This is a genomic window from Novosphingobium ginsenosidimutans (genome assembly GCF_007954425.1).
GTDB classification, from domain to species: domain Bacteria; phylum Pseudomonadota; class Alphaproteobacteria; order Sphingomonadales; family Sphingomonadaceae; genus Novosphingobium; species Novosphingobium ginsenosidimutans.
This window is the reverse complement of record NZ_CP042345.1, coordinates 2,648,920-2,675,260: the sequence shown is the minus strand read 5'-3', so window position 1 is coordinate 2,675,260 and position 26,341 is coordinate 2,648,920. Positions and strand designations below refer to the sequence as shown.

At 62.8% G+C, this 26,341-nt stretch carries 23 protein-coding genes and 1 tRNA gene; 7 read left to right on the top strand and 17 right to left on the bottom strand.

From position 1 onward, the window contains the following. Positions 1-123: 123 nt before the first annotated feature. On the bottom strand, positions 124-1,698 hold the full coding sequence (locus FRF71_RS13155; protein ID WP_147091080.1) for an AMP-binding protein: 1,575 nt from the start codon (positions 1,696-1,698) through the stop codon (positions 124-126). A 197-nt stretch (positions 1,699-1,895) separates the two neighbouring features. Between FRF71_RS13155 and FRF71_RS13150 the strand changes: the two genes are divergently transcribed. Further along, on the top strand, positions 1,896-2,690 hold the full coding sequence (locus FRF71_RS13150) for an enoyl-CoA hydratase/isomerase family protein (protein WP_147091079.1): 795 nt from the start codon (positions 1,896-1,898) through the stop codon (positions 2,688-2,690). 323 nt (positions 2,691-3,013) lie between these two features. Here FRF71_RS13150 and FRF71_RS13145 read toward each other — a convergent pair whose 3' ends face one another. The 7 genes from FRF71_RS13145 to FRF71_RS13115 form a co-directional block, all read right to left on the bottom strand. Further along, positions 3,014-4,441, bottom strand: a complete 1,428-nt coding sequence (locus FRF71_RS13145) for an aromatic ring-hydroxylating oxygenase subunit alpha (RefSeq protein WP_147091078.1) — start codon at positions 4,439-4,441, stop codon at positions 3,014-3,016. A gap of 295 nt (positions 4,442-4,736) precedes the next feature. After that, positions 4,737-5,495 carry an SDR family NAD(P)-dependent oxidoreductase gene (locus tag FRF71_RS13140; protein ID WP_147091077.1) on the bottom strand — a complete coding sequence of 253 codons (759 nt, stop codon included), beginning with the start codon at positions 5,493-5,495 and terminating at the stop codon, positions 4,737-4,739. A gap of 35 nt (positions 5,496-5,530) precedes the next feature. After that, the gene (locus tag FRF71_RS13135; RefSeq protein WP_147091076.1) at positions 5,531-6,694 is read right to left on the bottom strand and encodes a sulfotransferase; all 1,164 of its coding nucleotides are present in this window, start codon (positions 6,692-6,694) and stop codon (positions 5,531-5,533) included. 14 nt (positions 6,695-6,708) lie between these two features. Next, complete coding sequence (locus FRF71_RS13130; RefSeq protein WP_147091075.1) at positions 6,709-8,001, bottom strand: DUF1214 domain-containing protein; 1,293 nt, start codon at positions 7,999-8,001, stop codon at positions 6,709-6,711. 156 nt (positions 8,002-8,157) lie between these two features. Beyond that, positions 8,158-9,375, bottom strand: a complete 1,218-nt coding sequence (locus FRF71_RS13125) for an amidohydrolase family protein (RefSeq protein WP_147091074.1) — start codon at positions 9,373-9,375, stop codon at positions 8,158-8,160. A gap of 114 nt (positions 9,376-9,489) precedes the next feature. Next, positions 9,490-10,662, bottom strand: a complete 1,173-nt coding sequence (locus FRF71_RS13120) for a DUF1214 domain-containing protein (RefSeq protein WP_147091073.1) — start codon at positions 10,660-10,662, stop codon at positions 9,490-9,492. A gap of 1 nt (position 10,663) precedes the next feature. Then, a complete protein-coding gene (locus FRF71_RS13115) occupies positions 10,664-11,116 on the bottom strand; it encodes a Rossmann-fold NAD(P)-binding domain-containing protein (protein ID WP_147091072.1) in 453 nt (150 codons plus the stop codon). A gap of 173 nt (positions 11,117-11,289) precedes the next feature. Here FRF71_RS13115 and FRF71_RS13110 point away from each other — a divergent pair, with 173 nt between their 5' ends. From FRF71_RS13110 to FRF71_RS13100, 3 genes are all read left to right on the top strand, one after another. Continuing rightward, positions 11,290-12,189, top strand: coding sequence for a crotonase/enoyl-CoA hydratase family protein (locus FRF71_RS13110; protein WP_147091071.1), 900 nt, complete (start codon positions 11,290-11,292; stop codon positions 12,187-12,189). A gap of 42 nt (positions 12,190-12,231) precedes the next feature. Continuing rightward, complete coding sequence (locus tag FRF71_RS13105) at positions 12,232-13,200, top strand: NAD(P)H-dependent flavin oxidoreductase (protein ID WP_147091070.1); 969 nt, start codon at positions 12,232-12,234, stop codon at positions 13,198-13,200. A gap of 328 nt (positions 13,201-13,528) precedes the next feature. Then, complete coding sequence (locus FRF71_RS13100; protein ID WP_238339238.1) at positions 13,529-14,701, top strand: oxidoreductase; 1,173 nt, start codon at positions 13,529-13,531, stop codon at positions 14,699-14,701. Positions 14,702-14,837: 136 nt separating this feature from the next. Here the strand turns inward: FRF71_RS13100 and FRF71_RS13095 are convergent, their stop codons facing one another. Next, positions 14,838-15,641, bottom strand: coding sequence for an enoyl-CoA hydratase/isomerase family protein (locus FRF71_RS13095; RefSeq protein ID WP_147091069.1), 804 nt, complete (start codon positions 15,639-15,641; stop codon positions 14,838-14,840). Positions 15,642-16,035: 394 nt separating this feature from the next. Continuing rightward, on the bottom strand, positions 16,036-16,455 hold the full coding sequence (locus FRF71_RS13090; protein ID WP_147091068.1) for a carboxymuconolactone decarboxylase family protein: 420 nt from the start codon (positions 16,453-16,455) through the stop codon (positions 16,036-16,038). A 335-nt stretch (positions 16,456-16,790) separates the two neighbouring features. On the opposite strand from FRF71_RS13090, the gene FRF71_RS13085 reads away from it, so the two are divergent. Both FRF71_RS13085 and FRF71_RS13080 read left to right on the top strand, forming a co-directional pair. Continuing rightward, entirely contained in the window at positions 16,791-17,732 is a 942-nt protein-coding gene (locus FRF71_RS13085; protein WP_238339236.1) for an SDR family NAD(P)-dependent oxidoreductase, read from the top strand. Positions 17,733-17,976: 244 nt separating this feature from the next. Further along, entirely contained in the window at positions 17,977-19,602 is a 1,626-nt protein-coding gene (locus FRF71_RS13080) for a GMC family oxidoreductase (protein ID WP_147091066.1), read from the top strand. A gap of 126 nt (positions 19,603-19,728) precedes the next feature. On the opposite strand, the gene FRF71_RS13075 is transcribed toward FRF71_RS13080, so the two are convergent. Genes FRF71_RS13075 through cysD form a run of 3 tightly spaced genes read right to left on the bottom strand, consistent with a single transcriptional unit; the run spans position 19,729 to position 23,410 of the window. Next, the gene (locus FRF71_RS13075) at positions 19,729-20,469 is read right to left on the bottom strand and encodes a 3'(2'),5'-bisphosphate nucleotidase CysQ (protein WP_147091660.1); all 741 of its coding nucleotides are present in this window, start codon (positions 20,467-20,469) and stop codon (positions 19,729-19,731) included. Between the two features lie 5 nt (positions 20,470-20,474). After that, the gene (gene cysN / locus FRF71_RS13070) at positions 20,475-22,400 is read right to left on the bottom strand and encodes a sulfate adenylyltransferase subunit CysN (RefSeq protein WP_147091065.1); all 1,926 of its coding nucleotides are present in this window, start codon (positions 22,398-22,400) and stop codon (positions 20,475-20,477) included. Beyond that, positions 22,400-23,410: a sulfate adenylyltransferase subunit CysD gene (gene cysD, locus FRF71_RS13065; RefSeq protein WP_147091064.1), complete on the bottom strand. Its 1,011-nt coding sequence runs from the start codon at positions 23,408-23,410 to the stop codon at positions 22,400-22,402. Before cysD ends, cysN begins: the two co-directional genes overlap by 1 nt. Between cysD and FRF71_RS13060 the strand changes: the two genes are divergently transcribed. Then, entirely contained in the window at positions 23,409-24,521 is a 1,113-nt protein-coding gene (locus FRF71_RS13060; protein ID WP_147091063.1) for a helix-turn-helix transcriptional regulator, read from the top strand. The genes cysD and FRF71_RS13060 overlap by 2 nt on opposite strands. Positions 24,522-24,535: 14 nt before the next feature. Here FRF71_RS13060 and FRF71_RS13055 read toward each other — a convergent pair whose 3' ends face one another. From FRF71_RS13055 to FRF71_RS13040, 4 genes are all read right to left on the bottom strand, one after another. Further along, complete coding sequence (locus FRF71_RS13055; protein WP_238339556.1) at positions 24,536-24,946, bottom strand: LysR family transcriptional regulator; 411 nt, start codon at positions 24,944-24,946, stop codon at positions 24,536-24,538. Between the two features lie 45 nt (positions 24,947-24,991). After that, on the bottom strand, positions 24,992-25,324 hold the full coding sequence (locus tag FRF71_RS13050) for an Arm DNA-binding domain-containing protein (RefSeq protein WP_147091061.1): 333 nt from the start codon (positions 25,322-25,324) through the stop codon (positions 24,992-24,994). Between the two features lie 178 nt (positions 25,325-25,502). Then, positions 25,503-25,579 (bottom strand) — tRNA-Met (locus tag FRF71_RS13045). Between the two features lie 67 nt (positions 25,580-25,646). Beyond that, entirely contained in the window at positions 25,647-26,168 is a 522-nt protein-coding gene (locus tag FRF71_RS13040; protein WP_147091060.1) for a 2'-5' RNA ligase family protein, read from the bottom strand. Between the last annotated feature and the right edge of the window lie 173 nt (positions 26,169-26,341).

Here is a 26,341-nt window from a genome sequence, read left to right as displayed (position 1 = left end):
AAATGTCGCGGCTTCCTGAGCCCGGCCCCCAGTCTCAAATCTGCTGTACCATTTGCACGCCGTCGAGCCCAACCTGCAATCACGTCGGTTGGCGGCGCGGTCCCAAGAATCGCTGCGGCGAACTCAGTCCATTGCCCTGAGTTCGACCTTTGCTACCTTGCCAGTCGCATTCAGTGGCAGCGCATCGAGGAACCTGACCGAGCGCGGCACCTTGTAGTTTGCCATTTCACTCCGACACCAGGCGATCACCTGCTCCTCCGTCAACGTGGCACCGGGCTGCCTGACGATAAACGCACGGCCAACCTGGCCGAGCCGCGCATCGTCCACCCCGATCACTGCCACCTTGCCCACACCGGGCATGCCCTGCATCATCCCTTCGATCTCGGCCGGATAGCAATTGAATCCGCCGACCAGGTACATGTCCTTGATCCGGTCGGTGATCGAAAAATTGCCATGTGCATCGACCGACCCGGCGTCACCGGTCAGGAAAAACCCATCGGCGGTAAAGGCTGCAGCGGTCGCCTCCGGGTTGTTGTAGTAGCCCTTGAGGACCTGCGGCCCACGCACCGCGATCTCGCCGACTTCGCCTACCTGCAGTTCGACATGGTCGGGCCCGACAATCTTTACCTCGAGCATCGAGAGCGCCCGCCCGACTGTCTTCGCGACAACCTCGGACGGATCGTCAGGCATGGTAGAAGTGACCGAGCCGGCGGTCTCGGTCAGGCCATACCCGGTTTGCACCTGTGTACCCGGCCCGAACGCGGCGCGAAGTTCATCCACTTGGCGAACAGGGATGGTGGTACCACCGGTCGCGACGATGCGCACGCTCGAAAGATCGGTATGGGGCCGGTCAGGATGGTCGATGATGCCTTGGGCAACCGGCGGCGCCGTTGGCAGAAAGGTCACCTTCTCACGTTCGATCAGCCTCAGCAGGTCGCCCGGGTCGAAGGTGCTCACCGGCAAGATGCGGACGCCGTAAAGCACCGAGACCTGCCAACCGGCTCGATAGCCGGCATTGTGAGCGAAGGGATAAGTTACCGCGAAGACGTCGCTCGGCGTGAATCGGGTCAGTTCTTCGCGCTGTGCTTCGCATGCGATCAAGCTTTGCGCGCTCGTCATCGGCACGCCCTTGGGCTTGCCGGTGGTGCCCGAGGTGAAGATGATGTCGACGATGTCATCGCCCGTCGCCTCGGCGATGCGGGCGTCGAGCGCGGCATCCTCGATTTGCGTTCCGATTGCCCTGAGTGAATCAAGTCCGATTACCCGCGTACTTTCATTTTCATCGCCGGGCGCATCGAGGACGACAATGCGTTCCAGTGCCGGCACGTCCCGGGCAAGGATCGCGTCGACGTAGTCGAATTCACCAAAGCGCCGGTCACAAAGCAGCACTCGGGCGCCAGAGTCCACGAGTATGCCTTCGGCTTCGCGACCGCGCAGCCGCGTGCCGATCGGCACCAGCGTGGCACCTGCCGCCTGGATTCCAAGCGCGGCAACAACCCATGGTGCACTGTTGACGCCCCATATCGCCACCCGGTCCCCACGTGCGACGCCGAGTGCCATCAGCCCTCGCCCGACTTCGCGGCTGGCAGTCTCGAGCCCGGCGAACGTCAAGTCGCCCGATTCGCTGCGGATGGCGATGGAGTCCGCATGGATGCGTGCAGATTGCTGGAAGCGCCGATAGATCGCCTGTTCGGTCATGCTGTTTCCAATGAGTTGGGGCGAAAGGGGTCGCCAAGGAGCGGTTGCCGGTCAAGAAATGACAGTTGCTGATCAAATGGGCGATGAAAGCCGCGTCAACCGATCCGCACACCGCATGCGCGATATCATCACCGGGGCTGCTGGCCATTGCCCCGTCTTTAGCGGCATGACAGATGTCAGCGTGAGAAAGGAAACCGATGTACGACTATTGCGAGAACCTGCGCTTGGAGCGCCGAACAAACGGCATCCTGGTGCTCACGCTCGACAATCCTCCGTCCAATGCCATCAGCGACTCGATGCATGACGAGCTGCGCCGCGTGCTGGAAGATGCAAACCACGACCCTGAGACCAAGGTGATCGTTATAACGGGTGCGGGCGAGCGAGCCTTTTCGGCCGGCGGCGACATCCAGGACATGCGCGACCTGCTCGATGATGCGCGTCGTACCCTCGATGGATTCATCGAGGCCCGCCGATTGCTTCATGCCCTGCTTCGGCTCGAGAAGCCACTGATCGCGCGGCTCAATGGCCATGCAATCGGACTGGGTGCAACAATCGCGCTCTTCTCGGACTTGTGCTACGCGGTGGAGACCGCGCGGATCGCTGATCCGCATGTTGCAGTCGGGTATGCCGCCGGTGATGGCGGAGCGCTCATCTGGCCACAGCTCATCGGGTACATGCGGGCCCGAGAATTCTTGATGACCGGCGATCCGATCCTGGCGAGCGATGCTGCTGCGATAGGCCTTATAAACCGTGCGGTGCCGATGTCCGAATTGGACGCAGTCTCTTTTGGCATGGCCGAGCGACTCGCAGCGGGCGCAACTGTTGCGATCAACCTTACCAAGCAGGCGATCAATTTGCCGCTACGGCGCCACGTCGAGGGCATGGTTGACGCGAACGTGTTCTTCGAAGCTATCTCGGCCTTGTCCGACGATCACCGTGAAGCCGTCATGGCCTTCGTGGAGAAGCGCCAGCCGCGATTTACAGGACGATGAGCGCGGTGTAACGCCGCTCAATCACGACTGCCCGGCGGGGAAGCGCGCGGCAAGGTATGCCAGGCAATGGGGCGGCGTGAGCCTGGGTTCGGGTCTCCACGATCTACACAGCACAGCTGTCTCTGGCACTACGCGCGACAGGTGGCCGGGCTTTCCGCGCGGCTGGTTGGTGATCCGCCATCTGCGCCCAGGCAGGCCCGGAAAGCGCTCAAGATTCTCGGGTCGTGGAAGTCAATGCAATCGCCAGATAGCAAGCGCGACAAGCAGACGGCTCGGCTTGATTCACTTGCGATCTGACCCTCGGAAACCTGGCAGATCTTAGGTCAGAACCCCAAATCGCGCACGGGCACATCGATCGGGCCGGAGACGTGCTGCACTGCCGCCAACAGCGCTTCCTTTGGCAGTTCGGCGAGGTAGCCGTCGATGAGCCGCTGGTAATTGCTGATCAACCCCTCGAACTCCGCCGCAAGCCGCATGAACTCGAACCCGGCATGGAGGCCCTTCTGCTGGCGCGGCAAATTCGCGTAGTCCTGCGCCGGGATCGGCGGCCAGGAGGGATCGCTGCTCGGAACCGGCTTTGGTTCGTCGGGTCGGGGGCGCTCCTCGCCGGCTGGGTAGCGCGTGAGCGACCACAGTTCGAACAGGCACTCCTCCGGCCCCAGGGGGCGGATACGATACGAGCTCGCGCTGCCATAAGTGGGCAGCAGGAAGAAGTGAGGAAACGCAAAGTTCACGCCGCTGGCCAAACCCATCGCATCGAGTGCGTTGAGATCGGGCGGGTTGGCGCCCATTTTCTCGTAGTGCTTCATGACGGCATCGTTGACGGCGCGGTTCCACACTGCCCCCGCTTCCATCGGGTTGGACGGCAGGTCCATGTCGACGAGCGTCTCGGCGACCTCGATTTCCTGCATGTGGGTCATTCCCGCCATGCCCCTGTTGAGCTCCTTCATGAAATGGATGTTCATTTCCGCAAACTCGCGGGCATTGAAGTCCATCTTCATCGCCGGGCCCATTGTCGTCCACAACTGGCGGGTGACGTACTCCTCCGGAATGCGACCGTAAAACGCGTCGCCCGCGCGGTTCGTTACGCCCGGCGGCAACAGCTGCGGGTGTGTCATTGCGACGTGGTAGCCTTCCTGGAACGCCTCCATCGCCAGCTTCCAGTTGCAAGGGATCCGCGCCGCCTTCCACCACTCGACCCGCAGTTCCTCCGGATTCCAAAGCTCCATCCGCTCGGCAAAGTGGCCGAGCGAGGCGCGCAATGGGGGCGCATCCATGTCCAGATTGATAAACGCGCAGTGCGCCCAGACCTCGCAGCGGACCGGCACCAGGTTCAGCTCATCGGCGCAGAGGTTGTCGGGTGCGTAGCCTTCGGGCGTAAAGACGAAAGTGTTCTCGCCGCCGCGGTTCCAGCGCCAGCCATGGAACGGACAGATGAATCCGCCCGAGCTATGCCCGCTGCGCGTGACGAGTTGCACGCCGCGATGCCGGCAATGGTTGTGAAACGCCTTGATCGTAGTGTCGTCCACTCGCATCACGATGATCGACTGGTCGAGGTTCTCGTAAAGCACGTAGTCGCCGGGCCGCTGGATCTCGTCGAGGCGGCAAGCCATCTGCCACACTCTTGGCCAGAGGTACTGCTTCTCAAGCTCGTAGAACTCCGGATCATAGTAGCGTGCCGCGGGAATACGGTCCGGGCGGGTCACCGCATGGGGGACGCGGGCGCGGATTTGTTCGGAATTGCTGGACATCATTGAGACTCGCTAGATTGCCATCCGGGTTCACCGAATGCAATCGCTCCATTCCTCCAGCAGGGCCAGCCGGATGGTTGCATATCGTGTCCGCGATCACCCGAAGCAGCGGACTGCGCAGCGGCCATGCGAGGTCTTACACACCGCGCTAGAGCGACCCGGCAACCTCACTGATCGAGATGCTTCAACGGTACGGCTGTTACCACGGGACTTGCCGGCAAATTGACGGCCATGGCACAACAGAAGCCTCGGGCTCGCGCGCCTGAGGGTCGCTCGTTGCCCGGCGCCATCGTGATCACAGCATCACCATGCCCCCATCGACGTTGATTGTCTGACCCGAAACGTAGCGGCTCTCGTCGCTGGCGAGGAACACGGCGACCGGCCCGATGTCCTTCTCGGCATCGCCCCAGCGCCTCAGCGAGACCTCGGCGAGGTTCTTGGCTGCCTCGTCAGGGAATTGATCCAGCCACTTGAGCGCGGCGGGCGACATTGCCGAGGGGTTGATCACGTTCACGCGAATGCCGTCCGGGCCCCATTCGCGTGCCGCGGCGCGGCTCAGTCCCCGAATGGCTTCCTTGCTGGCACCGTAGATGGAGTAACCCGCCGGCGCGACGATCCCCTGCCGCGATCCCAGGTTGATGATCGACCCTCCGCCTCGCGCAACCATGTGCGGGCGCACGGCCTGCATGTAGTAGATCGAGCCGTACAGTCCGGACTCCACCGTCGCGGCGATCTGCTCGTCCGTATAGTCCGACAGCATCAGTCCGGGGAAGGTTGTCTGGGCATTGTTGACGAGGATGTCGATGCCGCCGAAGGCGTCCACTGCGTATGCGACCACCTTGTCCGCGGCGGCGCGCACGCGGACATCGGCTGGATGGATTGCCACCCTTGCGCCGCGCGCCTCGAGCCCGGCGGCGACGCCCTGGAGCTTCTCGGGCGTACGGCCAGTCAGCACAATAGAGGCGCCGGCGTCGGCAAAGGCGCGCGCTATCCCAAGTCCGACCCCCTGCCCGCCGCCCGTTATGATGGCAACCTTGCCGGCCAATTGGCTCATTAGTCCTGCTTCCTGCTCGCTGAGGTCGTTGACGGTCAATCCGCGCCCAGGAAGCGGGCGCGGTAACTCTCGAAGGCTGGTGCCAGCTCTGACCAGTTCACACCGAAGGGCTCGAACTTGTAGTGATGCCGACCGTACCGATCAGAGGCGTTCGCCGGGTCGTCCAGCCACGCCCGCATCGCCTGCTCGCTATCCGACGTCCATGCGAAGCCCCAGACGCCATAGCAATCGCGCAAAGCGGCGATCGGATCGGCGATGAAGTGAGCGAAGCGCACGTGGGTGACCCGCGGATCATCCATGCACGGATCGGCCATGACCGCATCGATCCGCTGTTTGAAGTCCGCAAGGTAACCCTTGGCGAGCGTCTGACGGTCGAGCGCGCCATCGGTGATCGCATTGTAGACAACCGCCGCGATCGCGAGACTGGACGGCAGAAACGCACCCGGCTCTCGGTGCGAGAAGAGGCAGCGTGCATCCGGAAATGCTCGGAAGAGCTCGGGCAAGTGCCGCTGGTGCTCGATGCCCTTGAGCACCCAGCGCCGGCGCGGGCGGCGCCACTGCTGGTGCTGGAGGAACAGGCGCAGAAACTCATAGGCCTGAGTGAAATCAGGGTCTGCTTTACGGATCGCGAGGCTCGGTGCGTCGCACAGCACGACCGGGTAATTGTCAAACAGGTCGAGAGTGAGGATCTCCTCGTCCTCCACCAGCGTCTCCGCGCCATCGTCCCAGTAGGGGTGGAGCGTCAGGAGACCGGGACAGCGCTCGTAGAAGTGCTCGACCACGCGCGCCGCGGCAGCCTTGCGGGTCTCTGTCACCGGCTGCTCCCCGGGTGGTGGCGACGGTTCGTGAACCTGCCACGCGACAACGCCGCGGTTGGCCGGATCTGCGGCAAGCAGCGCCTGCTGGATCGATGTGCCGGTGCGCGGAAAGCCGATCACGAACACCGGCTCGGCGATAACCTCGTCGAGAATCTCCGGATGACAAGCCACGTCGCGCGCGATGGCGAGCCGCCGGGCGAGCAGCTTGACAAGTTGGCGCCGTGTGGCTGCCGCCTGGCCAGGCGTATAGTCACACCCTCCGCGCAAACCCTCCACCAATTGCGCGAGACGGCCGCGCAAGCCCTCGCAGACCAGTCCGGACGTGCCCGAGGCAATCTCGGCAGAATCGATGATCGAGCCGGGATCGAGCAGCCGTGCCATGTCGCTTGTCGCGTTCAGAGCGCGAGCCGCCCGGACCAGCTCGACCAGCGCCCGGCGATCTGCCGCTGCCGCTCGGCGGGCGTCACCCACTTTGCCCCGGGGGTCACGGTGGCGATATCGGAAAGCTTGACGAGCTGCTCCCGCACCAGCCGCGGCAGATCGTGCTCGGGCGTCTCACGCGGCACGCCCTGCCAGCGGTGCAGCATGATGGTCTCGTTGAGCCCGCCGGTGTCGAGCCAGTTGTGAATGCCCGGATCGGTAGGCCCGATGGCGAAGGTGTAGTTGCCGTCCTCGTCAGCCGCGATCTGCGCGTTGTTGAGCGATCCGGTTGATCGGTGCGGAGCGATGCTGCGATGCCACCAGTCATGCACCACGATGTCGCGGAAGGCGGCGTTGCCGCCGTTGACCGTGATGACGTAGGCCTCATCGTCCGCAACGCGCAGCGTGCCGTAGCAGCTGAGCTGCGATCGAAGCCCGCCGACGCTGCCGGATGCGACCGGCGGAATAAGCCGGTTGGCTGGCTTGCCGTGCGTGAGCATCGTGAACCAATGGTAGAGCGGCACGTCGCCCAACATCCACTTGATCGCACGATATGCCATCTCGTCCTCGTCGAGCGGCGGCCGCCCGGTCGGGTTCAGGCGAGTGACCCGCAGGGCATTTGGCCGCTCGCGGTCCCAGTCACCCAACGCGTCGCGAACGAAGAGGAAGAGCGCATCGCGTTGTGTCTGGAGATGGTTTGGCCGGCCATTCGCTGGTTGGTCATCCACGGTCACGGTGAAGCGTCCGTCGGGTGTCACCACCAGATCCTCGTTTTCGAGGCTAGCCAGCGTGATCGATGTGCCGGGGTTGGCGACGATCGTCCAGGTCACGTCGGCTGGGCCCCGCCCCAGTCGTTTACCCTCGATCCGGTAGTGGCCGCCATGCTCGACTGGAATGAGGCGATACCCATTGTCCGGATTGTCCCCGCCGATCCGCGCAGAGGGCATCGAAATTCCGAACCACTCGTGGGCGATCATCCAGTTCTGGAACACGCGTGGATACTCGGGATCGCTGTTGCAGGCCTTTTGGACATAGTTGAGGCCATATTCCTGAATGAAATCGTCGAGCAGGCCTTTTGCCTGTTCGCTGGCGGTCTCCGACACGGTTGCCCAGAGAAACCGCGCCTGTCGGATCGAGTCCTTGACGTCGTCTCGGGCCAGCAACCGCAGGGCGGTGCGCTGGACAGCAAGCTGGTCAGTCGTCGCGATCGGATTGCGAGACGACAGGAAGTAGTCGTCGGTTTCGATCCATTCGGGAATGCCTGGCATCTGCACTGTCCCTCCAGCCGGCCGCCTGAGATGCGGCCCAACGCCGGTCTGAGGAGCGTTTGGCGTGATGGCGAGCTTGCGGTTGTGATGATCGCAGGACTGATCGACCAACCGCGCCGCGCGAACCTCGCGCGGCACTGCCCGCCAAACCCACGCTCAGAGGCGCATGAACCGTTTGCCGTTATCGTACATGATCGCTCGGGCATCCTCGTCGGAAACCTCAGTCAGCGCCTCGGCGTAGAAGTCACGCGGTTCGGGGACGCCTTCTGCATGGGGATAATCCGAACCCATCAGGATGCATTCCGCGGTGCCAATCCTGTCGACGATGCCCTTCACATCGTCCTCGGGATACGCAACGGCGAAGCAATGGCGCTTGAATATCTTGCTTGGACGCTCGGCAAGTTGTCCGCACGGCCAGTAGCCGTTCTTCGCCATGCCACGCATCTTGTCCATCTTCTCGAGAAAGCCGGGCAGCCAGTTGGCACCGTTCTCCACACTCGCAATCCGGATGTTCGGGAAGCGCGAGAAGAAATTGTGATAGATGATGTTGGCGAGGGTGATCTGCACCGGTAGCTCGGAATAGCAGAACATCCATTGCCACGCCGTTTGCCCGGTGCGTCGTGACTGCAGCGGCGTCTCGCCGAATTCACGGATCAACGGATGCATGAAGTTGGCCTCGGATACGTGGAACGTGACCGCCACGTGGGCATCGTCAAGGATCTTCCACACCGGATCGAAGTAGGGATCTGCGGGTGACTTGCCTCCAGCCGGCCCCATCGGCATGCAAACCACGCGCACGCCCTTCTCGACCAGCCACTTTGCTTCGGCAATCGAACTGTCGAGGTCCCACAAGCTGAGAAGGCCGGTAGTGAATATGCGGTTCTCGTAGGCGAAGCCCCACTCGGCGTTCACGTATTCGTTGTAGGCATGCAGAACCGCATTTCCGGTGACGTCCTGTGGATAATAACCGAAAGTCGAGACGAACTCGCCGACAAACAGGATGCAGCCCTCGACACCGAATTCGTCGAGCTTCTTCAGGCGCTCGGCTGGAGCCATCATGTCTTCGGTCGGCTGCGACCAACCCTCGACATTGGACTTGCCATCCTTCATCGCCTGCAGCCACTCCTTGAGCCGGCCCGGCGGTGGCACCAGTCCTTGCGCGTTCGCCTCGGCGTTCTCGACCATGCGGTCGCCGATATGCAGCCCGAACCGCCCGTCTGGCCCGACTTTGCGCGCCGGCAACCATTGGGCATGGAGCTCTGCGGGCAGGTACTCGCGCATGAAGTCGTAGTTGCGCTCATGGATGTGGCTGTCGCAATCGAAGATCGGACCGCTATAGACCTTGGTCGGTTGAACGTTGAGAGCAGTCGCCATCTTTGCCTCCGGTGGTGCTAACTGGCTTGGACTGATACGCCTGCTCGGATCGGGGTGGGAGAAATTGTGGCCCGAACCACGCAGTGATCGCAGACGTGATCGCCTGTTTGAGTGCTACCAGCGTCGGCGAAGCTGCGCGCCGATCAGCCGATCCCGCATTGCGGCAGAACGCTCTTCCGGTGTGATCGGCGCGCTGCGGCCATTCAGATAGCCCGCGACATCCGCCAGCTTCATCCGCTTGATTTCGGGCGTGGGCAGACTGCTGCAGCGGTACCAGCGACCGATCATCATTCCGTAGCCGCGGCCGCACGTGTCCAGCCAGTTTGCGAAGCCCGGATCCTCGTGAGAAAGAATGGCCCGGAACTTGCCGTCGCTATCGATCCGCGCGGTATGACCGTTGAGGCTGGTTTGGCGATAGAGCACCTCCATCTGATTCCACAGGCCATCGATCACCTGGACGTTCCAGTAGGGCCGGGTTTCGGGAAGTTCGGTCTCGAGTACGAGCGCCTCATCCGGGCCAATGTCGAAGACCGCCTCGTAGTATGCCTGGGGCCAGTCCTGGCCGTTGCCGAGGTCCTGGAAGGTTGTAAGTCCGCAGGCGTTGACGAGGCCCTTGTCGTGTGCCGCCTTCACGGCCCCGATACCGATCTGCGACAGGCGGCGGGCATAGGTCCCGAACAACAGGCGCAATTGCCGATCGACTTCCTCAGGTTTGACCGGCGACTTTGGCGGCTGAGCGTCGAGACGCTCGATTGCAAGGCGCAGATCGGTCTCGCGGCCCCATTCATAGGAGAACTGCCTCACCATGATGAAGTCCGCCTCGGCATCCAGTCGCAGCCAGTCGCCGGTCCAGTCTGCCGGTCGCTCGGTGCTGAACAGCACTTCGAATGAGCCATCAGGTGCGATCGTCAGGTCATTGATGTCATAGTTTCCGAAGCCCTTGCCGAAGGATTCGGACATGCCGATGATGCGGTTGCCCACCGCGAAGCCGACGACCGGCGAATTGCCGCGCTGACCCGTGACCCGGTAAGTGCCGGCGCCGTCCACTGCCGTATAGTAGTAGACCGCATCGGGATTGGGCTGAAGCAGGAAGGTCGAATTCTCGAACGGCACCCATTCCGGGTAGCGTGGATCTGTTTGGAAAATGAGCATGTAGCCTTGCGACAGGTTCATTGCGAACTGGCGGTACAAGTTCGCGCGCAGTGCCTCGTCAACCGGTGCGGTTCCGCTACCGAAGATGTCCCCCGCCGGCTTGAGCAGGTCGACATACTCGCTCCAATTGTCCATATTAGCTCCTCCAGTTCTGGCCAGTTGCCGCAGCCGTGATCGCTTTGGCGGGGGGATTGTGCCGCAAGGTCATGCCGTCGATGAGATGGACCGCCTGCCCGGTCGTGAAACATTCGTCGCCTGCCATGAAGGGCGCAGCCTGTGCCACGTCCTCGGCGGTGGTGATCCACCACATTGGGGATTGGCGGGCGAAAGTGGCGATCATCGCCGGTGTGAATTTTCCGCCCCGCATCTGATCGATTTCGACGTCGCCGATCGTCGCGCGATCCGAGTCGTAAGCCGGAAGTGCAGTCGCGCCGGTCTGCATGGCAAACGCCGCGAGTGCCGGGGCGGATCGTCCGGAAGCGGCCACCTTTGCGCCCTCATCCAGGAATCGCTGCTTGATCGCCTCGCCCATGTGGCTGGCGCACACGGCTCTCATATCGACCGCGACCTTGCCTTCGATCCTGTTCACCAGCGCGCTCCTCGAACCCTTACCAGATACTCCTATGCCATGCCGCCTCGCACAGTCCCCGCACGGGGACGATGACATCAAGCATGCGATCAGCCTTATGAGCGCTTTCCTCGTCTCGCTGTGCGAGGCAAAGTCGGCGAGAGTTTCCCCGTAGTGGGGGGAGAGGAGATCCCATGACGGACTATCGCGGCAAGTGGCTCTACGAACCGCAGCACCTGCTTTTCAACGTGGCCGACGCCGTTGCGACGATCACCTTCAACCGCCCGGACAAGCGCAATTCGCTGAATGCGCCGATGCTGCGCGAAATGCGCGAGGCTCTGCTCGAGGCGGACGACCGGCTGGACGTTAATGCCATTGTGCTGTGTGGCGCGGGCAAAGACTTCTGTGCCGGGTATGATCTCGATCAAGCCTACGAGGGCCGCGGCGAGCGGACCGAGATCGGCAACTACCAGTACCGCAAGGCCGGCCAACGCTTTGACGACGACTGCTTCTCAATGGAGCGCACGCAGGAGCACGCGCTGGTGATCCCGGCCATCCACAAGCCGGTGATCGCCAAAGTCCACGGCAATTGCCTCGCCGGCGGCACCGACATCGCCCTCTCCTGTGATCTGGTGATCGTGGCCGACGATGCCCGGATCGGCTTTCCGGCCACGCGCGCCAACGGTTCACCTCCCGCGCACATGTGGATTTACCACTGCGGGCCGCAATGGGCGAAGCGAATGCTGTTCACCGGCGACAAGCTGAGCGGAGGCGATGCCGTGAAGATCGGCCTCGCGCTCGAATCCTGGCCCGCCGAAGAACTTGACGCTGCCGTGGATGCGCTCGCCCGCCGGATCGCCGCAGTCGATCAGGAGCTGCTCTCGGCACACAAGCGGATTGTAAACCTGGCCCTGGAGCAGATGGGTGCGAATACGATCCAGCGGCTCGCGGCGGAGATCGACGCGCGCGCGCACCTTGCAAGCGGCCCACGCCGGACCCGGTTCAAGGCGGACATGGCGGATCACGGGCTGAAAGAAGCGCTCAAGAACCGCGACGAGCCCTTTGGCGACGGATTCGTGCGGGTGAGGAAGTAACTCCCCTCGCCTCGGCAAGCCGCAAGATGGAGATGACTTGATATGATCAAAACCAAGATTACCGAGATGTTCGGCATCGAAACGCCGATCCTCATGGGCGGCATGACCGGGGTCGGCTACGGAGAGTTGGTCGCCGCCGTTGCCAATGCCGGTGCCCTGGGCTTCATCACCGCGCATATGTTCCCATCAGGCGATGCGCTGCTGGCCGAGATCGAGAAGACGAGGTCGCTGACCGACAAGCCGTTCGGCGTCAACCTGACGCTGCTGCCTTCGATAAACCCGATCCCCTATGATGACTACCGCGAGGCCATCATTGCCAGCGGGGTCAGGATCGTCGAGACTGCGGGCCGCGCGCCGACCGATCACTTGCCACGCTTCAAGGAGACCGGCGTCAAGGTCATTCACAAATGTACGAGCGTGCGCCACGCGGTCTCCGCCGTGCGCAAGGGCGTCGACATCATTAGCATCGATGGTTTCGAATGCGCCGGCCATCCCGGCGAGGACGATGTCGGCCTGGTGGTGCTGTTGCCCGCGACGGTCGATGCCCTGCCTGGAATCCCGATCATCGCCTCGGGCGGCATGGCCGACGGGCGCGGCCTGGTGGCGGCGCTCGCCCTTGGCGCCGATGCGGTCAACATGGGAACGCGGTTCTGTGCGACGCAGGAAGCGAAGATCCACGCCAACGTGAAGCAGAAGATCGTTGACAATACCGAGCTCGACACCGTGCTGGTGGGCCGAAGCCTGCGCAACACCGCGCGCGTCGCCCGCAATGCGATCTCGGAGCAGGTCGCCGCGATTCAGCAAGACCCGACCCGTCCATTCGAGGATGTGAAGGAACTCATGGCGGGCGCCCGTGGTCGAGACAACGTGCTTCGCGACGGCGACCTCGATGGTGGGATCTGGACGAGCGGCCAAAGCCAAGCCTTGATCCACGACATTCCGACATGCGCCGACCTCGTCGCCAACATCATGCGACAGGCACATGCCGTATGTGCCCGACTGGCAAGCTGAGTAGCCCGGGGGTATCGACATGGTGGTTTTCCGCCGACCTCGGCCCTCAGCCTGCGACATCATGAGCCGCGCCCGGATCGAGACCGCATTTGTGTCCGACCGCGAAGGCAGCCAACGGGAATGGAAGTCGGCAGGCAGCTATGCGCTTGAAATCGCATACGCGTTCCTGTGTGTGGCGCTCGCGACCAGACATCCGGCTTCACGGCAGAAAAGCAGTTGTGCAACGGTCCGGCCACTCCTTCTCCTTCGGAAATCCCGACGGCAGGACAGCGCGGCTGCATGCGAAAGCGCCGCATGATCACGCAAATCTCGGCAGCGGAGACTTAACTTGGACCTGCAGATCGCTTCGCCATCGCCCGCTGACCTCGCTCCCTTGTTCACACCGCTTTCGATCCGCGGACTGACAATCGCCAACCGACTTGTCATGGCGCCGATGACGCGGGGTTTCTGCCCCGACAACGTGCCCGGACCGGACGTGTCCGGCTACTATCGCCGCCGTGCCGAGGGCGGCGCCGGACTTCTCGTTACTGAGGCGATCGGTACTGCGCACCCCGCGGCGGTAGGCGACACCGGTCTGGGCGAAGACAACCTGCCGCTGCTCGACGGCGAGGATAAGGTGGCGGCATGGGCTCGAGTGGTCGAAGATGTACACACGGCTGGTGGGCACATCATACCGCAGCTCTGGCACCAGGGACCGATGCGGATGCCCAACGGCAAGGCTCCTGCGTTCTCGCCATCAGGACGATATGGTGATCCTGCGAAGGCGGCCGGCTATTACATTGAGCAAGCCCGGATGATCTCCGCCGCGGCGATGCCGGTTCCCACCGACGAGGACATCGCCGACGTCGTTGTGGGTTTCGGCGTGGCCGCGCAGGCCGCGGTGCAGGCGGGGTTCGACGGGCTCGCGCTGCATGGTGCGCATGGTTACCTGATCGACTCGTTCCTATGGGCCGAGACCAATCGCCGCGCGCCGCCCTGGGGCGGCAGTGCCAAAGAGCGCACGCGCTTCGCCGTGGAGGTGGTTCGGGCTTGCCGTCTTGCGATCGGCGAGGATCGGCCACTCATTTTCCGTTTCTCGCAATGGAAGCAGCAGGACTTTCGCGCGCGCCTTGCAGACACGCCGCAAGAGCTCGAGGCAATCCTCGGCCCGATCGCTGACGCCGGCGTCGACCTGTTCGACGCCAGCGTGCGCTATTTCGATACGCCCGCGTTCCCCGAACACGGTTCGCTCTCTCTTGCCGGCTGGGCCAAGAAGCTAACGGGCAAGCTGACCGGCGCCGTCGGCGGCATCGGTTTACGCTCGGGCAAATACGACTCCGACGATGCTGTTGCCGAACCGTCCAACAACCTTGGGCAGGTATTGCGTCGGTTCGAGTCGGGCGAGTTTGACATCGTTTCGGTCGGGCGGGCAATCCTTCAGGACCCCAACTGGGTTCGCAAACTTCGCAATGGCGAAGCCTTGCCCGCCTTCGATCCGGCATCAGTGTCGATCCTGACCTAGCCGCCTGGGGAAACCCGGGACGAGGCCTCGCTGATCGCGGCCCATGTGGACGAAACCTGCAACGTCGGCGCAGTGTTCACGGTCACAGAGTGGGCCCGACTGGCATGGGGAGGGAGTTGAAAAGCGTGCCTCTTTCTCAGTCTCCGGTCAGCAGTGGTTTGCGCCCTTCAGCCGATGCAGCAAGGATTTCGTTCCGATCGGCGGAGGTCGTTAGCAAGGCCTGTCCAGCCATTTCCTCGCGCAGCATCGTGGACCAGTCCGCTTCGAGCGAACGACGGTAATGTCGCTTCGCCAAGCCCAGTCCGCGCGTCGGCTGCTCGGCTAGGCGCCGCGCGAGATCTATCGCGGTCTCGGCAAGCTGTTCGCGGTCGACCAGACGATTGATCAGCCCCCATTCACTGAGCGTATCCGCAGTGACAGTGTCCCCGAGCAGAGCAATCTCATTGAGCCGGTGCAGCGGGATGATCCGAGGCAAGTAGAACGAGTCGCCCGCATGCGGGATCATTCCGCGCCGCACGAAAACGTGGGTCCAGCGGCTTCCCTTCGCGGCGACAACCATATCTGCCAGCAGTGCGAGAAGCCAGCCGACGCCCGCCACCGTCCCCTGTACCTGGCTGACCACCGGGCGCTCAAGCTCCCACATGGCCTTGAACATCTCGATGTGGGGCGTCGACACGAAGCGATAATCTAGCGTGGTCCGCGGGGGAGCAGTGGGTTTCCTGCTCGCCGCGCCGCCAAGGCAGAAATCGCGATCACCGGTACTGCGGATCAGGATGGATCGCACATCCTGCCGGGTGTTTGCATCTTTGAAAAACTGTGTGAACTCGGCTGCAACCTCGCTGCCGAAGGCATTACGCGTTGAAGGCATGTCGAGTGTGAGCGCTGCGACCCCGTTTTCGATCTCGATCCTGAGACCCTCGTCTTCTGCACTGACTGACATATTCGGTCTCCGGCGGGCTGCTAAGCTGAGTGGGAGGTCAACCGGTTTATCTCTACGCTCCCGTCGGACAATGTCAGACCTCACTTAAACTGTGATCCATCGCATGGGCAATACCCGCTGGCCAAGGGGCAGCCTTCGCAAGCCGGTAGCCCGTTATCCGGGGGTGCGGCCGAGAACTGTACGGCGGTGCCTGACAAGAAGCGTTGCGCAAGCGGCACAATTGCGCAGCCAAGTCACGCCCGCTGCGGATTCCACGGCGGTAGATCACTCGATCACGTCGGATTGGCCTTGCGACAGCCAAGCTGCTACCAGACCAAGCGTAATGGCGATGGCGCTCCCAGCACCGGTCACCGCCGCAACCTGTCCCGCCCCATGCTTCTTGGACCGATCCGGCTCACAATAGGCCGCGATCTTCTGCCGTCATCGCTCCGTCGTCGAGGCCCCGTTCGCGCAGGACCTCGACGATCGCGCTGATCGCAGAGGCAACCGCTGGGAACCCCACATAGGGAATCGCCTGGATCGTCGCCTCCTGGATTTCTCGGGCGGTGAACCCATTGGTCAGCCCGATGCGGATGTGGTTCTTGAGCTCCTGACTCTGCCTCTGCGCGATGAGAATGCCAATCACCACAAGGCTGCGCTGCTTGCGCTCAAGGCCGTCGCGGGCCCAGACGCTGCCAAAGGCAAAGTCAGCCGCAAGCTTGGCTATGGGTGCCCCGAAGCCCGTCTCCTCCATGCCAGCCCGCAAAGCTTCGGCCGCCTCCGGCCCCATGAGCTCGGCGAACAGCTCAAGCCCTTGCCTGGTCAGATCGGTCATTGCACCTCCTCATGCTGGGCCCGACAGCCTGCAGTTCCCCGGCGATCCGTCGGTATCTTGGCAGCCTGTCAGAAGGTGCCCGATTACTCTTCTATGAGAAACGTGGAGAGGAAACACAGCGACGGGCGGAACTGATCGCGCTGTCGATATGACGAAGAGAAACTCCAGGACCCCCCGCGCCGCATCCAGCAGGCTTTTTGCGAGCCATCGAGCCTGTGATCGCAAGCCATCGCGGCTTTACAGTACGCCCAGCAGCCCTAGCGCTTTCGTGAACAACGGAATGAACGGGAGAAGCAAGGATGGCGGAGATAAGCTTCGAAGGCCGGGTTGCGGTCGTGACCGGCGCTGGCAATGGTTTGGGGCGGGCCTACGCACTGGAACTGGCGCGGCGCGGTGCCCGGGTCGTCGTCAACGACCTTGGCGGCAGTGCGTCAGGCAGCGGCGCATCAGCCACCGCAGCCAAGCTCGTGGTTCAGGAGATCCGCGCAGCCGGCGGCGAAGCAGTCGCCAATACCGATAGCGTGGCGACCCGCGCTGGCGGAGCTGCGATCGTCCAGACCGCGCTCGACACCTGGGGGCAAATTGATATCCTGATCAGCAATGCTGGCTTCCTGCGGAACAACCGCTTTGAGGATCTTACAGACGAGCAGATCGATCCTATCCTCGACGTTCACCTGAAGGCCGCATTCTATGTGGGTCAGCCGGCCTATAGGGCGATGCGCGAGCGCGGCTACGGTCGCATGTTGTTCACGGGCTCCGCATCGGCCATGTTCGGCCATGCCTGGCAGGCAAATTATGCCGCTGGCAAGGGCGCGATGCTCGGTCTGTCAAACGTCATCGCACTCGAAGGTTCAGCCTATGGCATTCAGTCGAACGTCATACTGCCGACCGCATCCTCGCGGCTCGAGAGGGAAATGACGCCGGGTTTCATGGAGATCCCCGAATTCGCGCAGTCCGTTCAAAACGCGGATTTCTCCGCAAGTGAGGGACGCCTGGTGCCCGAGTTTAACACCCCGCTGGCGCTCTATCTGGTCAGCGAAGCCTGTACGGCCACGCACGGAGTCTATTCGTCGAACAGCGGCCGGTATGCTCGCGTCGGCATCTGCGCGGCAGAAGGCTGGTTCGCCCCCGCAGGCGTGGTGCCGCCCAGTGTCGAGGACATCTCCGATCACTTCGAACAGATCGGTGAACTCGGTGCCTGCAGTGAGCCTATAACCCCTTATGACGAGTTTACGGCGGTCGCGGGCGTGGCGCGCAAGCAAGGCGTGCTGGCTTGACCGGACTCGCGTCTCGCTCACGAGCCGGCAGGATTGCGGGCAGGAAAGGGACAATCAGCGTCAAGTGGAGCTCGGAGGTCCACGCCGTGATCCGGCGGCAGCTGCCGGAAATGGAAGAAGGCAATCCAAGTGAAGCGCGCACTTGGGCGTCAAGGGATCGCAGGCGTGATCCAACTATGCGCGAAGCAATAGCACGCGCTGATTGCGCTTGCCATTGCGTAGCCTGCTCCACAGACAATTGGCCATGACAGACTTCGACTACATCATCGTGGGTGCCGGATCAGCTGGCTGTGTACTGGCCGACCAACTCTCTGCGGACCCGAGTTGCAAGGTCATGCTGGTAGAGGAAGGTCGCTCAGGCGACACCTTCGTGATCAACATGCCGAAGGGTTTCGGGAAGACGCTATCGGATCCCACGACCGCGCACTTCTTCCCTACCGTACGCACCCGCGAGGATGGCGCAGGGCAGGAAGTTTGGGTTCGCGGCAAAATGCTCGGTGGTTCGAGCGGGGTTAACGGCATGGTGTGGAACCGTGGCATCGCGGCAGACTACGACCGGCTGGCCGAACTGGCTGGTGAGCAATGGTCGTGGCAGCACATGCGGCGCATATTCAACACGATCGAGGATCATGCGAGCGGCGCGAGCGAGGACCGCGGGACTGGCGGCCCAATCCCGGTCAAGTCGCACCCGGCACCCTCGCCGCTGCTCAAAGCCTGGCTCGAGGCGGGACGGGCAATGGGGCTGCCGATGAAGGCGGACCATTCCGATCCGCAGCAGGAGGGGATCGGGCCTCTGCAATGGAATATCGACTCTTGGGGCCGCCGGGTTTCGGCCGCCAAGGGCTTTTTGAAGCGCGCACGTCAGCGGCCCAACCTGAAAGTCGAGACGGGTATCCGCACCGATCGCGTGATCATCGAGGACCGACGTGCAGTTGGAATCGTCGGCGTTCGGGACGACGGAACGCCGGTCGAGTTCCGCTGCCGGGGCGAAGTGATCCTGTCGGCCGGCGCCATCGGCTCGCCGCGCATTCTCCAACTTTCGGGCATAGGGGGGGCGAAGGACCTCAAGTCGGCGGGCATTGATGTCGTGCTTGACTGCCCCGGCGTGGGCCACCACATGCGCGAGCACACGCTGGTCATGATGAACTGGCGGCTGCGACATTGGCGCGACAGCGCGAACAACCAGTTTGGCGGCACGCGTCTGCTGGCGAACGTCGCACGCCATTTTGCGGGCCGCAACAACACGATGAGCTACGGCTCCTCTGAAGCCGCCGCTTTCGTTAGAGTGCTGCCAGAGAGCGAGCGGCCCGACAGCCAGCTCATGTTCGCGCCCTACAGCCTGGATCTGTCCAAGGGCCTCATCATGGAGACCGAGCCGGGGATGCAGGTCTACGCGATGGTGCTGCGTCCGCGCAGCGAAGGCCATGTCTTGGTCACGAGCCCTGATCCGACCGCGATGCTGGCGATCGATCCCAATTTTCTCGCCGACGACTATGATCGGCGGGCAGCCGTGGGACAGTTCCGCTATGTGCGCCAGCTGATGGCCCAGCCGCCGATCCAGCCCTTCGTCGCTGGCGAGACCTCATTGACTGCAGCCGCCCAGAGCGATGACGAGATCCTCGACCTATTCCACCGCTACGGCGGCGCTGGATACCATGCGACCGCGACGGTGCGGATGGGCCGCGATAACTCCGCCCCGCTCGATGGCCGGCTGCGGCTGCGCGGGATCGACGGGCTCCGCGTGATCGATTGCTCGGTGTTCCCAGAGATGGTCGCCGGCAACACCAATGCGCCCACGATGGGCATGGCAATGCGCGCAGCAGAATTGATCCATGAGGACCGTCGTACCGAAAGGCAAGAGACCGCCTGACAGAGCGCGTGTCGACTATAACTGCGCGATACCCTTTACCCGGGACAAAGGCCTTGCTTTGCCTGGGTGGGCGACAGCACTGTGTGAATGACCAATGGCGTTAGCCGCTGGTCCGCCCGAACCCGGTCAAAGCTTGGCAATCTCAGCCAGGACCCGGGCTGCATGCTCCTTCCGGCAGATCAACAGGTCGGGCATGTAGGTGTCTGGCTGATTGTAAACGAGCGGGCTGCCATCGATGCGGCTGGCATGAAGACCATGCGCCAACGCCACAGCGGCCGGGGCACAGCTGTCCCACTCATATTGCCCGCCGGAGTGGAGGTAGATGTCCGCCTGGCCGAGAATCACCGACATGGTCTTGGCCCCTGCGCTCCCCATGGGCACAAGCTCCGCGCCGAGCGCCTCGGCCACTGCCACGGCTTCGCTGGCAGGGCGCGTCCGGCTTACCACCATGCGCAGTCGTTCCGGCGCCGCCGGGACGGCAACAGGCGCATCTGTGCGCAAGACAAGACCCCTGCCGCCATCCGCGCCGGGCAAGGCAACTGCGCCCAGCACCGGCGCTCCGTCGACCGCCAGCCCGACATGAACCGCCCAGTCCTCGCGCGCCTCGCCATATTCGCGCGTGCCATCGACCGGGTCGACAATCCACACGCGGCTGGCATCGAGGCGGTCGAGGTTGTCCTTTTCCTCTTCGGAAAGCAGGGCGTCGTCCGGACGCTGCTCGCGCAAGGCATGACACAGAAACTGGTTGGCGGTCGCATCCCCCGCCTTGCCCAAGGCCTTGAGGCTCAGCATTCCGCTTTCGCGGACGGTGAGGAGCAACTTGCCAGCTACCTCGGCAAGATGAGCAGCAAGGTCCGCGTCCGACATGGCCATCAGCTTGCTCCCAGAAGAAGGTCTACGATCAGGTCGGCCGCGTCCTCGGGCGACTGACGCGTTGTGTCGATGCGGACGGCGGGGTGCTCGGGCGCTTCGTAGGGACTGTCGATCCCGGTGAAGTTCTTGAGCTGACCCGAGCGGGCCTTCTTGTAGAGCCCCTTCACGTCGCGCCGTTCGGCTTCTTCGAGCGGCGTATCGATGAAGATCTCGTAGAACTCGCCCTCAGGCAGGAGGCCGCGCACCATCTCCCGCTCGGCGCGGAACGGACTGATGAAGGCGGTGAGCACGATGAGGCCGGCATCGGTCATCAGTCGCGCCACTTCGCCCACGCGGCGGATGTTCTCGATGCGGTCGGCCTCGGTGAAGCCGAGGTCCTTGTTGAGACCGTGGCGGACGTTGTCGCCATCGAGCAGGAACGTATGCTTGCCCAGCGCGTGCAGCTTCTTCTCGACGAGGTTGGCAACGGTCGACTTGCCTGAACCGGAAAGCCCGGTGAACCACAGCACGGCCGGCTTCTGGTTCTTGAGCGCCGCATGCGCCTCGCGGCCTACCTCGAGCGCCTGCCAGTGCACGTTCTGCGCGCGGCGCAGGCTGAAATTGATCATCCCCGCCGCGACGGTCGCATTGGTGATCTTGTCGATCAGAATGAACCCGCCAAGCGTCCGGCTATCGGCATAAGGCTCGAAGACGATGGCACGGTCCGTGGTGATTTCAGCAACGCCGATCGCATTGAGATCGAGCGTCTTTGCCGCCAGATGCTCCATCGTGTTGACGTTCACGACATACTTGGGCTGCTGGACGGTGACCGATACGGTTTGCGTACCAAGCTTGAGCCAATAGGCCCGGCCGACGTGCATCGCATCGTCATTGAGCCAGACGAGCGTGGCTTCGAACTGGTCTGCGGCCTGTGGCGGATTGTCGGCAGTCGCGATCACGTCACCGCGCGAACAGTCGATCTCGTCCTCGAAGCAAACCGTGACGGACTGGCCAGCGACCGCCTCGTCGAGATCCCCGTCAAGCGTGACCACGCGGCTGACAGTGCTCGTCTTGCCCGAAGGCAGCACGCGCACCGCATCGCCCGGCTTGACCGAGCCCGTGGCAATCAGGCCAGAGAAGCCGCGGAAATCGAGGTTCGGGCGATTCACCCACTGCACCGGAAGGCGTAGCGGCTTGTCCGCGTCGACCGAGGAAAGCACTTCCACCGTTTCAAGGTGATCGACCAGCGTCGGCCCCTTGTACCAGGGCGTGTTGGGCGAACGCGCCGTGATATTGTCGCCCTTGTAGCCGGAGATCGGCATCGCGGTGAAGTTCTCGATCCCGATCGAACGCGCGAATTCCGTGTAATCCTTCACGATGGCGTCGAAGACGGCGTGCTCGTAATCGACGAGATCCATCTTGTTCACCGCCAGCACGATGTTCTTGATGCCGATCAGATGGCACAGGTAGCTATGGCGGCGCGTCTGCACCAGCACGCCCTTGCGCGCATCGATCAGGATCACCGCAAGGTCGGCGGTGGAAGCGCCGGTAACCATGTTGCGGGTGTACTGCTCGTGTCCCGGGCAATCCGCGACGATGAACTTGCGCTTCTCGGTATTGAAGAAGCGGTAGGCGACGTCGATCGTGATGCCCTGCTCGCGCTCGGCGGCAAGCCCGTCGACGAGCAGGGCAAAGTCGATCTCCTGCCCCTGCGTGCCGACCTTTTTGCTGTCGTTCTCGAGGGCTGCGAGCTGATCCTCGAAGATCATCTTCGAATCGTAGAGCAAGCGCCCGATCAGGGTCGATTTTCCATCATCCACGCTGCCGCAGGTGATGAAGCGCAGCATCGACTTGTGCTGGTGGATATCGAGATAGGCGTCGATGTCCTGGGCAATCAGGTCCTCGACGACATACACAGGCTCGTCCGTTGTGATCTGGTCGGTCATCAGAAATACCCCTGCTGCTTCTTGACTTCCATGCCGGCGCCGCCGGCATCCTTGTCGATCACCCGGCCCTGCCGCTCGCTCGTGGTAGTCAGCAGCGTTTCCTGGATCACTTCGGTGAGCGTCGAAGCGGTGCTCTCCACCGCACCCGTCAGCGGGAAGCAGCCCAAGGTGCGGAAGCGGATCGAACGTTCTGTGATTTCAGGTCGATAGCCCAGCACTTTCTCGAGCCGGGGCAGGTCATCGGCCATGAACAAGCCGCCTTCCCATTCGAAGGTCGGACGCTTGGCCGCAAAATAGAGCGGCACGATCGGCACATCGTTCAGGTGGATGTACTGCCAGATATCGAGCTCGGTCCAGTTTGAGATCGGGAAAACGCGGATGCTCTCGCCTTTGTTTTTCCGAGCATTATAGATGTTCCACAGCTCAGGCCGCTGGTTCTTGGGGTCCCAGCCGTGGCTGGCAGTACGGAACGAAAAGATGCGCTCCTTTGCACGGCTCTTCTCCTCGTCGCGCCTTGCGCCGCCGAAGGCCGCATCGAAGCCGTACTTGTCGAGCGCCTGCTTGAGGCCTTCCGTCTTCCACATGTCGGTGTGGAGCGCACCGTGATCGAAGGGATTGATGCCGCGCGCTGCCGCTTCCGGGTTCTGATAGACGAGCAGCTCCATGCCGCTCTCCTTGGCCATGCGCTCGCGCAGCTCGTACATTGCCTGGAACTTCCACGTCGTATCGACATGCAGCAGCGGGAACGGCGGCGGGCTCGGGTAGAACGCCTTGCGCGCCAGATGCAGCATCACCGCGCTGTCCTTGCCGACCGAATAGAGCATCACCGGATTGGTCGTCTCGGCTACCACTTCGCGCATGATGTGGATCGCCTCGGCCTCAAGGCGCTGGATATGGGTCAGGGTCGACTTGCTTATGATGTCTGACATCGCTCTCTCCGATGCGGTGATTGCAGGATCAATCGCGCCGGGAGGTTGACGGATAAGCTCCCATGTGGGAGCAAAATGCATGACTTTTCTTTCTGCAGACCAACGTGAGCTTTTTCTGCCGCTGATCGACGGCATCCATGACAACCCGCCGTGGGGTGCTTTCATGCGCAATCTGGTGGCGCGAACATACGCGCGCCGAGCATTTCTCGTGGTCGTTCTCGCCAATGCACCGGCGGACCAGGCGCCAACCGTTCTCCACGTCACCGCACCTCGTGCCGCAAACGAGCCACCGCTCGACATGATGCGGCTCGACAGTCTGCGGCTCCACCCACACAGCCGGATGCGCCCCGAGCGGGTCTACAGCCTCGATGAAATGCTCGACTATGATCGTCCGGAGCAGCTGGCACACCAGCGCGCGGTGCTCGAGGAAATGGGCATCCGCTATGGGCGCTGGCTTCGTATCTCGGCCCGCGGAGCGGCAGATGCGTGGCTCGTCCTTGCCCGCGAACGCGAGGATTTCACCGGATCGGCGGTCTCGACCATGAGCATGATCGCGCCGCATCTCGCCGCAGCGCTGCGAACCTTCTGCGCGCTTGCTGCTCAGCGCCTGCAGACCGCGCTGGCTGAAGATTCGCTTGCGCGTATCGGAGTCGGCCAGGTTGCTTTCGATGTGGCCGGCCATGTCATGGCAGCGGATCGCGAGGCCGAACGCCTGCTGACGTTCTCTGCAGGCTCCAGCACGACAGTCGGACGAAAGCTGCAGTTGCTGCCGGAAACCGGTCGTCAGCTCGAAGCACACTGCGCAGCCTTGGCATCATCGCCTGAAGGAGCGTGTGCCGCACTCCTCCTCGACGAACGGCGCGATCTCTGGATGCTGCTGCGCAAGTCTGATCTCACGCTGGATGGACCGCACGCCGCCCCCGCCGTTATCGGTACGCTCCGCCTCGAGCGCTACGAGAACTCGGCCGCTGCAATCCGGACGATCGCAGCGGTCCACGGGCTGTCGGCGCGGGAAGCGGCCCTTGCCCATGCGATCACGCTGGGCGAATCCATCGTGGAGGCAGGCAGGTGCCTCGGGCTCACGACGGAAACGTCGCGGAACTACTCGAAGCGGATCTACGCCAAGACCGGCACCAGCGGGCAGGCGGACCTGGTACGAAAGCTGCTCAACGGGCTTGCCCCCTTCAGCTGACGGGGAAACAGTTGCTAACCCCCAAAGAAGCCCCCACTCCCGGAGTTTTTGCCGCGATCTTCGCCAAATTTTCTGGCGACAAACACTGTCCTACCACGTCCGGACCGCCATCGTAGGGCCAGACATTGCAGACGCAGATAAGACCGGCGGAACCTTGGTGCGCAGCATGGTAGCAACCTGTTCGCATCGATGCAGATGCGCCACGCCGGCTCTTCGCGAAGCCGGTTCAGCTGCTCGATCACTTCTCCGATCGCGGCCAATGGCAGGAGAAGTGCCGCGTCAAACCCCTCGCCCGCAGCTGTCAAAGTAACGCTGCGTGTGAGCCGGTTAAGGAACCTGACCCCAAGTCTGGCTTCGAACACCTTCACAGCATGGCTCAGCGCCGATGCACTGACCCCGAGATCAACACCTGCGGCACGAAACATGCGATGCCTTCGGAACACTTCGAACATGTTTAAGTCGACAAAATCTCATCTCGCCATATGCATATCATGCCAGCGCTTGGCCACCGCCTCGAAGCTCTTGTCTTCGTCGCCTTCGCCCTCACCCTTGGCCCTCATGGGGTCTTGTCCCTGGGCGAGCTGGGCCTTCGCGGCGAAGCGCCTCTCTCTTGCAGCCGAGATCCCCACGGCTGGATAGGCGCCGAAGGACAGCAGCTTCTCCTTGCCCGCAAAGCGGTACTTCATCCGCCACAGTTTCGCGCCGTTTGGCTGAACGAGCAGGAACAGCCCCTCGCTATCGGAGAGCTTGTAAGCCCGGTCAGTTGGCTTCGCATTTCGGGCCTGAGTCTCTGTGAGAGGCATTGGGGGTATCGCTCCTTTCCGGCACTCCGCGAAAATACCCCCAAAATACCCCCACACCAAATCTGGCTGCATGGGGACGGCATCGGGCAAATGCGGACGCGAATCACCCGCAACCCTCTGCTTTCTCTTGAATTTTCGGAGAAATGCGGAAGCTTTCGGAAGCTTCCGAACCCAAGGTTGGTAGCGGAGGAGGGACTCGAACCCCCGACACGCGGATTATGATTCCGCTGCTCTAACCGGCTGAGCTACTCCGCCCCGAACAGGCTATGGCGCCGCATGGCACCCCGGCAGGCGGGCCACATAGGGTGCGGCGGGGCTGTGGTCAACCAATCACTTTACCTCGGAATGACCACGTCCCAACCGCTTCCCAATGCGGGTTGCAGTAGCGATGCAAGCCAAGGCCAGTGAAGGCGAATTTGCGATGCGGAAGCAACGGTCCAAGTTCGGCCTGGAGGACGCGGGCGACTTCAGGCGTGACTTTGTTCTGGATCGTGATGTGCAGCCGCGGCTTGTGCTGGTCCTGCGCGGTCAGCATGCCATGGAAGAGGTTGGCGATCTCGTCACGGATTGCCAGCATGGCTGGACTGGCAAGGGCCAAGGCGGTGCCCTTCCCCAGGTTCATGAGGCCCGTGACCTCCGCCAGAGGCGGCGCAAATTCACCCGCCAACCGCGCCAGAACGGCGGGCAGTTCCTCGCGAAGCGACGGGGCCAGCGCGTGGAACAACGTCACATGAGCCGCCAGGTGGTTGCGCTCCGGCGGGAAGTGCGTCTGGCGTAAGCCATTGGCCCAAGCGAACAGGTCTGCTGGCAGCTCTGCGGTGACGATAAAGGGTTCGAACGCCATTTCGCACCTATACCCCTGGGGGCGGCAGACTGGGAGGGGTGGGTTCGTCTGCCGCCCTTACCGGAGCGCCGCCAAGCCGCTCCGGCATCCGAGGGATGAGTGCGGGATAGAAACAATCGTGAGGCGCGGCTAACAGGCAGTTCCATTCGATGTGATCGACTCAGTCGATCAGC

Excerpts from the sequence above, each read along its gene's own strand:
- FRF71_RS13155 (WP_147091080.1), bottom strand. The coding sequence starts at position 1,698 with ATGACCGAACAGGCGATCTATCGGCGCTTCCAGCAATCTGCACGCATC.
- FRF71_RS13150 (WP_147091079.1), top strand. The coding sequence starts at position 1,896 with ATGTACGACTATTGCGAGAACCTGCGCTTGGAGCGCCGAACAAACGGC.
- FRF71_RS13145 (WP_147091078.1), bottom strand. The coding sequence starts at position 4,441 with ATGTCCAGCAATTCCGAACAAATCCGCGCCCGCGTCCCCCATGCGGTG.
- FRF71_RS13140 (WP_147091077.1), bottom strand. The coding sequence starts at position 5,495 with ATGAGCCAATTGGCCGGCAAGGTTGCCATCATAACGGGCGGCGGGCAG.
- FRF71_RS13135 (WP_147091076.1), bottom strand. The coding sequence starts at position 6,694 with ATGGCACGGCTGCTCGATCCCGGCTCGATCATCGATTCTGCCGAGATT.
- FRF71_RS13130 (WP_147091075.1), bottom strand. The coding sequence starts at position 8,001 with ATGCCAGGCATTCCCGAATGGATCGAAACCGACGACTACTTCCTGTCG.
- FRF71_RS13125 (WP_147091074.1), bottom strand. The coding sequence starts at position 9,375 with ATGGCGACTGCTCTCAACGTTCAACCGACCAAGGTCTATAGCGGTCCG.
- FRF71_RS13120 (WP_147091073.1), bottom strand. The coding sequence starts at position 10,662 with ATGGACAATTGGAGCGAGTATGTCGACCTGCTCAAGCCGGCGGGGGAC.
- FRF71_RS13110 (WP_147091071.1), top strand. The coding sequence starts at position 11,290 with ATGACGGACTATCGCGGCAAGTGGCTCTACGAACCGCAGCACCTGCTT.
- FRF71_RS13105 (WP_147091070.1), top strand. The coding sequence starts at position 12,232 with ATGATCAAAACCAAGATTACCGAGATGTTCGGCATCGAAACGCCGATC.
- FRF71_RS13095 (WP_147091069.1), bottom strand. The coding sequence starts at position 15,641 with ATGTCAGTCAGTGCAGAAGACGAGGGTCTCAGGATCGAGATCGAAAAC.
- FRF71_RS13090 (WP_147091068.1), bottom strand. The coding sequence starts at position 16,455 with ATGACCGATCTGACCAGGCAAGGGCTTGAGCTGTTCGCCGAGCTCATG.
- FRF71_RS13080 (WP_147091066.1), top strand. The coding sequence starts at position 17,977 with ATGACAGACTTCGACTACATCATCGTGGGTGCCGGATCAGCTGGCTGT.
- FRF71_RS13075 (WP_147091660.1), bottom strand. The coding sequence starts at position 20,469 with ATGTCGGACGCGGACCTTGCTGCTCATCTTGCCGAGGTAGCTGGCAAG.
- cysN (WP_147091065.1), bottom strand. The coding sequence starts at position 22,400 with ATGACCGACCAGATCACAACGGACGAGCCTGTGTATGTCGTCGAGGAC.
- FRF71_RS13060 (WP_147091063.1), top strand. The coding sequence starts at position 23,409 with ATGACTTTTCTTTCTGCAGACCAACGTGAGCTTTTTCTGCCGCTGATC.
- cysD (WP_147091064.1), bottom strand. The coding sequence starts at position 23,410 with ATGCATTTTGCTCCCACATGGGAGCTTATCCGTCAACCTCCCGGCGCG.
- FRF71_RS13055 (WP_238339556.1), bottom strand. The coding sequence starts at position 24,946 with ATGTTTCGTGCCGCAGGTGTTGATCTCGGGGTCAGTGCATCGGCGCTG.
- FRF71_RS13050 (WP_147091061.1), bottom strand. The coding sequence starts at position 25,324 with ATGCCTCTCACAGAGACTCAGGCCCGAAATGCGAAGCCAACTGACCGG.
- FRF71_RS13040 (WP_147091060.1), bottom strand. The coding sequence starts at position 26,168 with ATGGCGTTCGAACCCTTTATCGTCACCGCAGAGCTGCCAGCAGACCTG.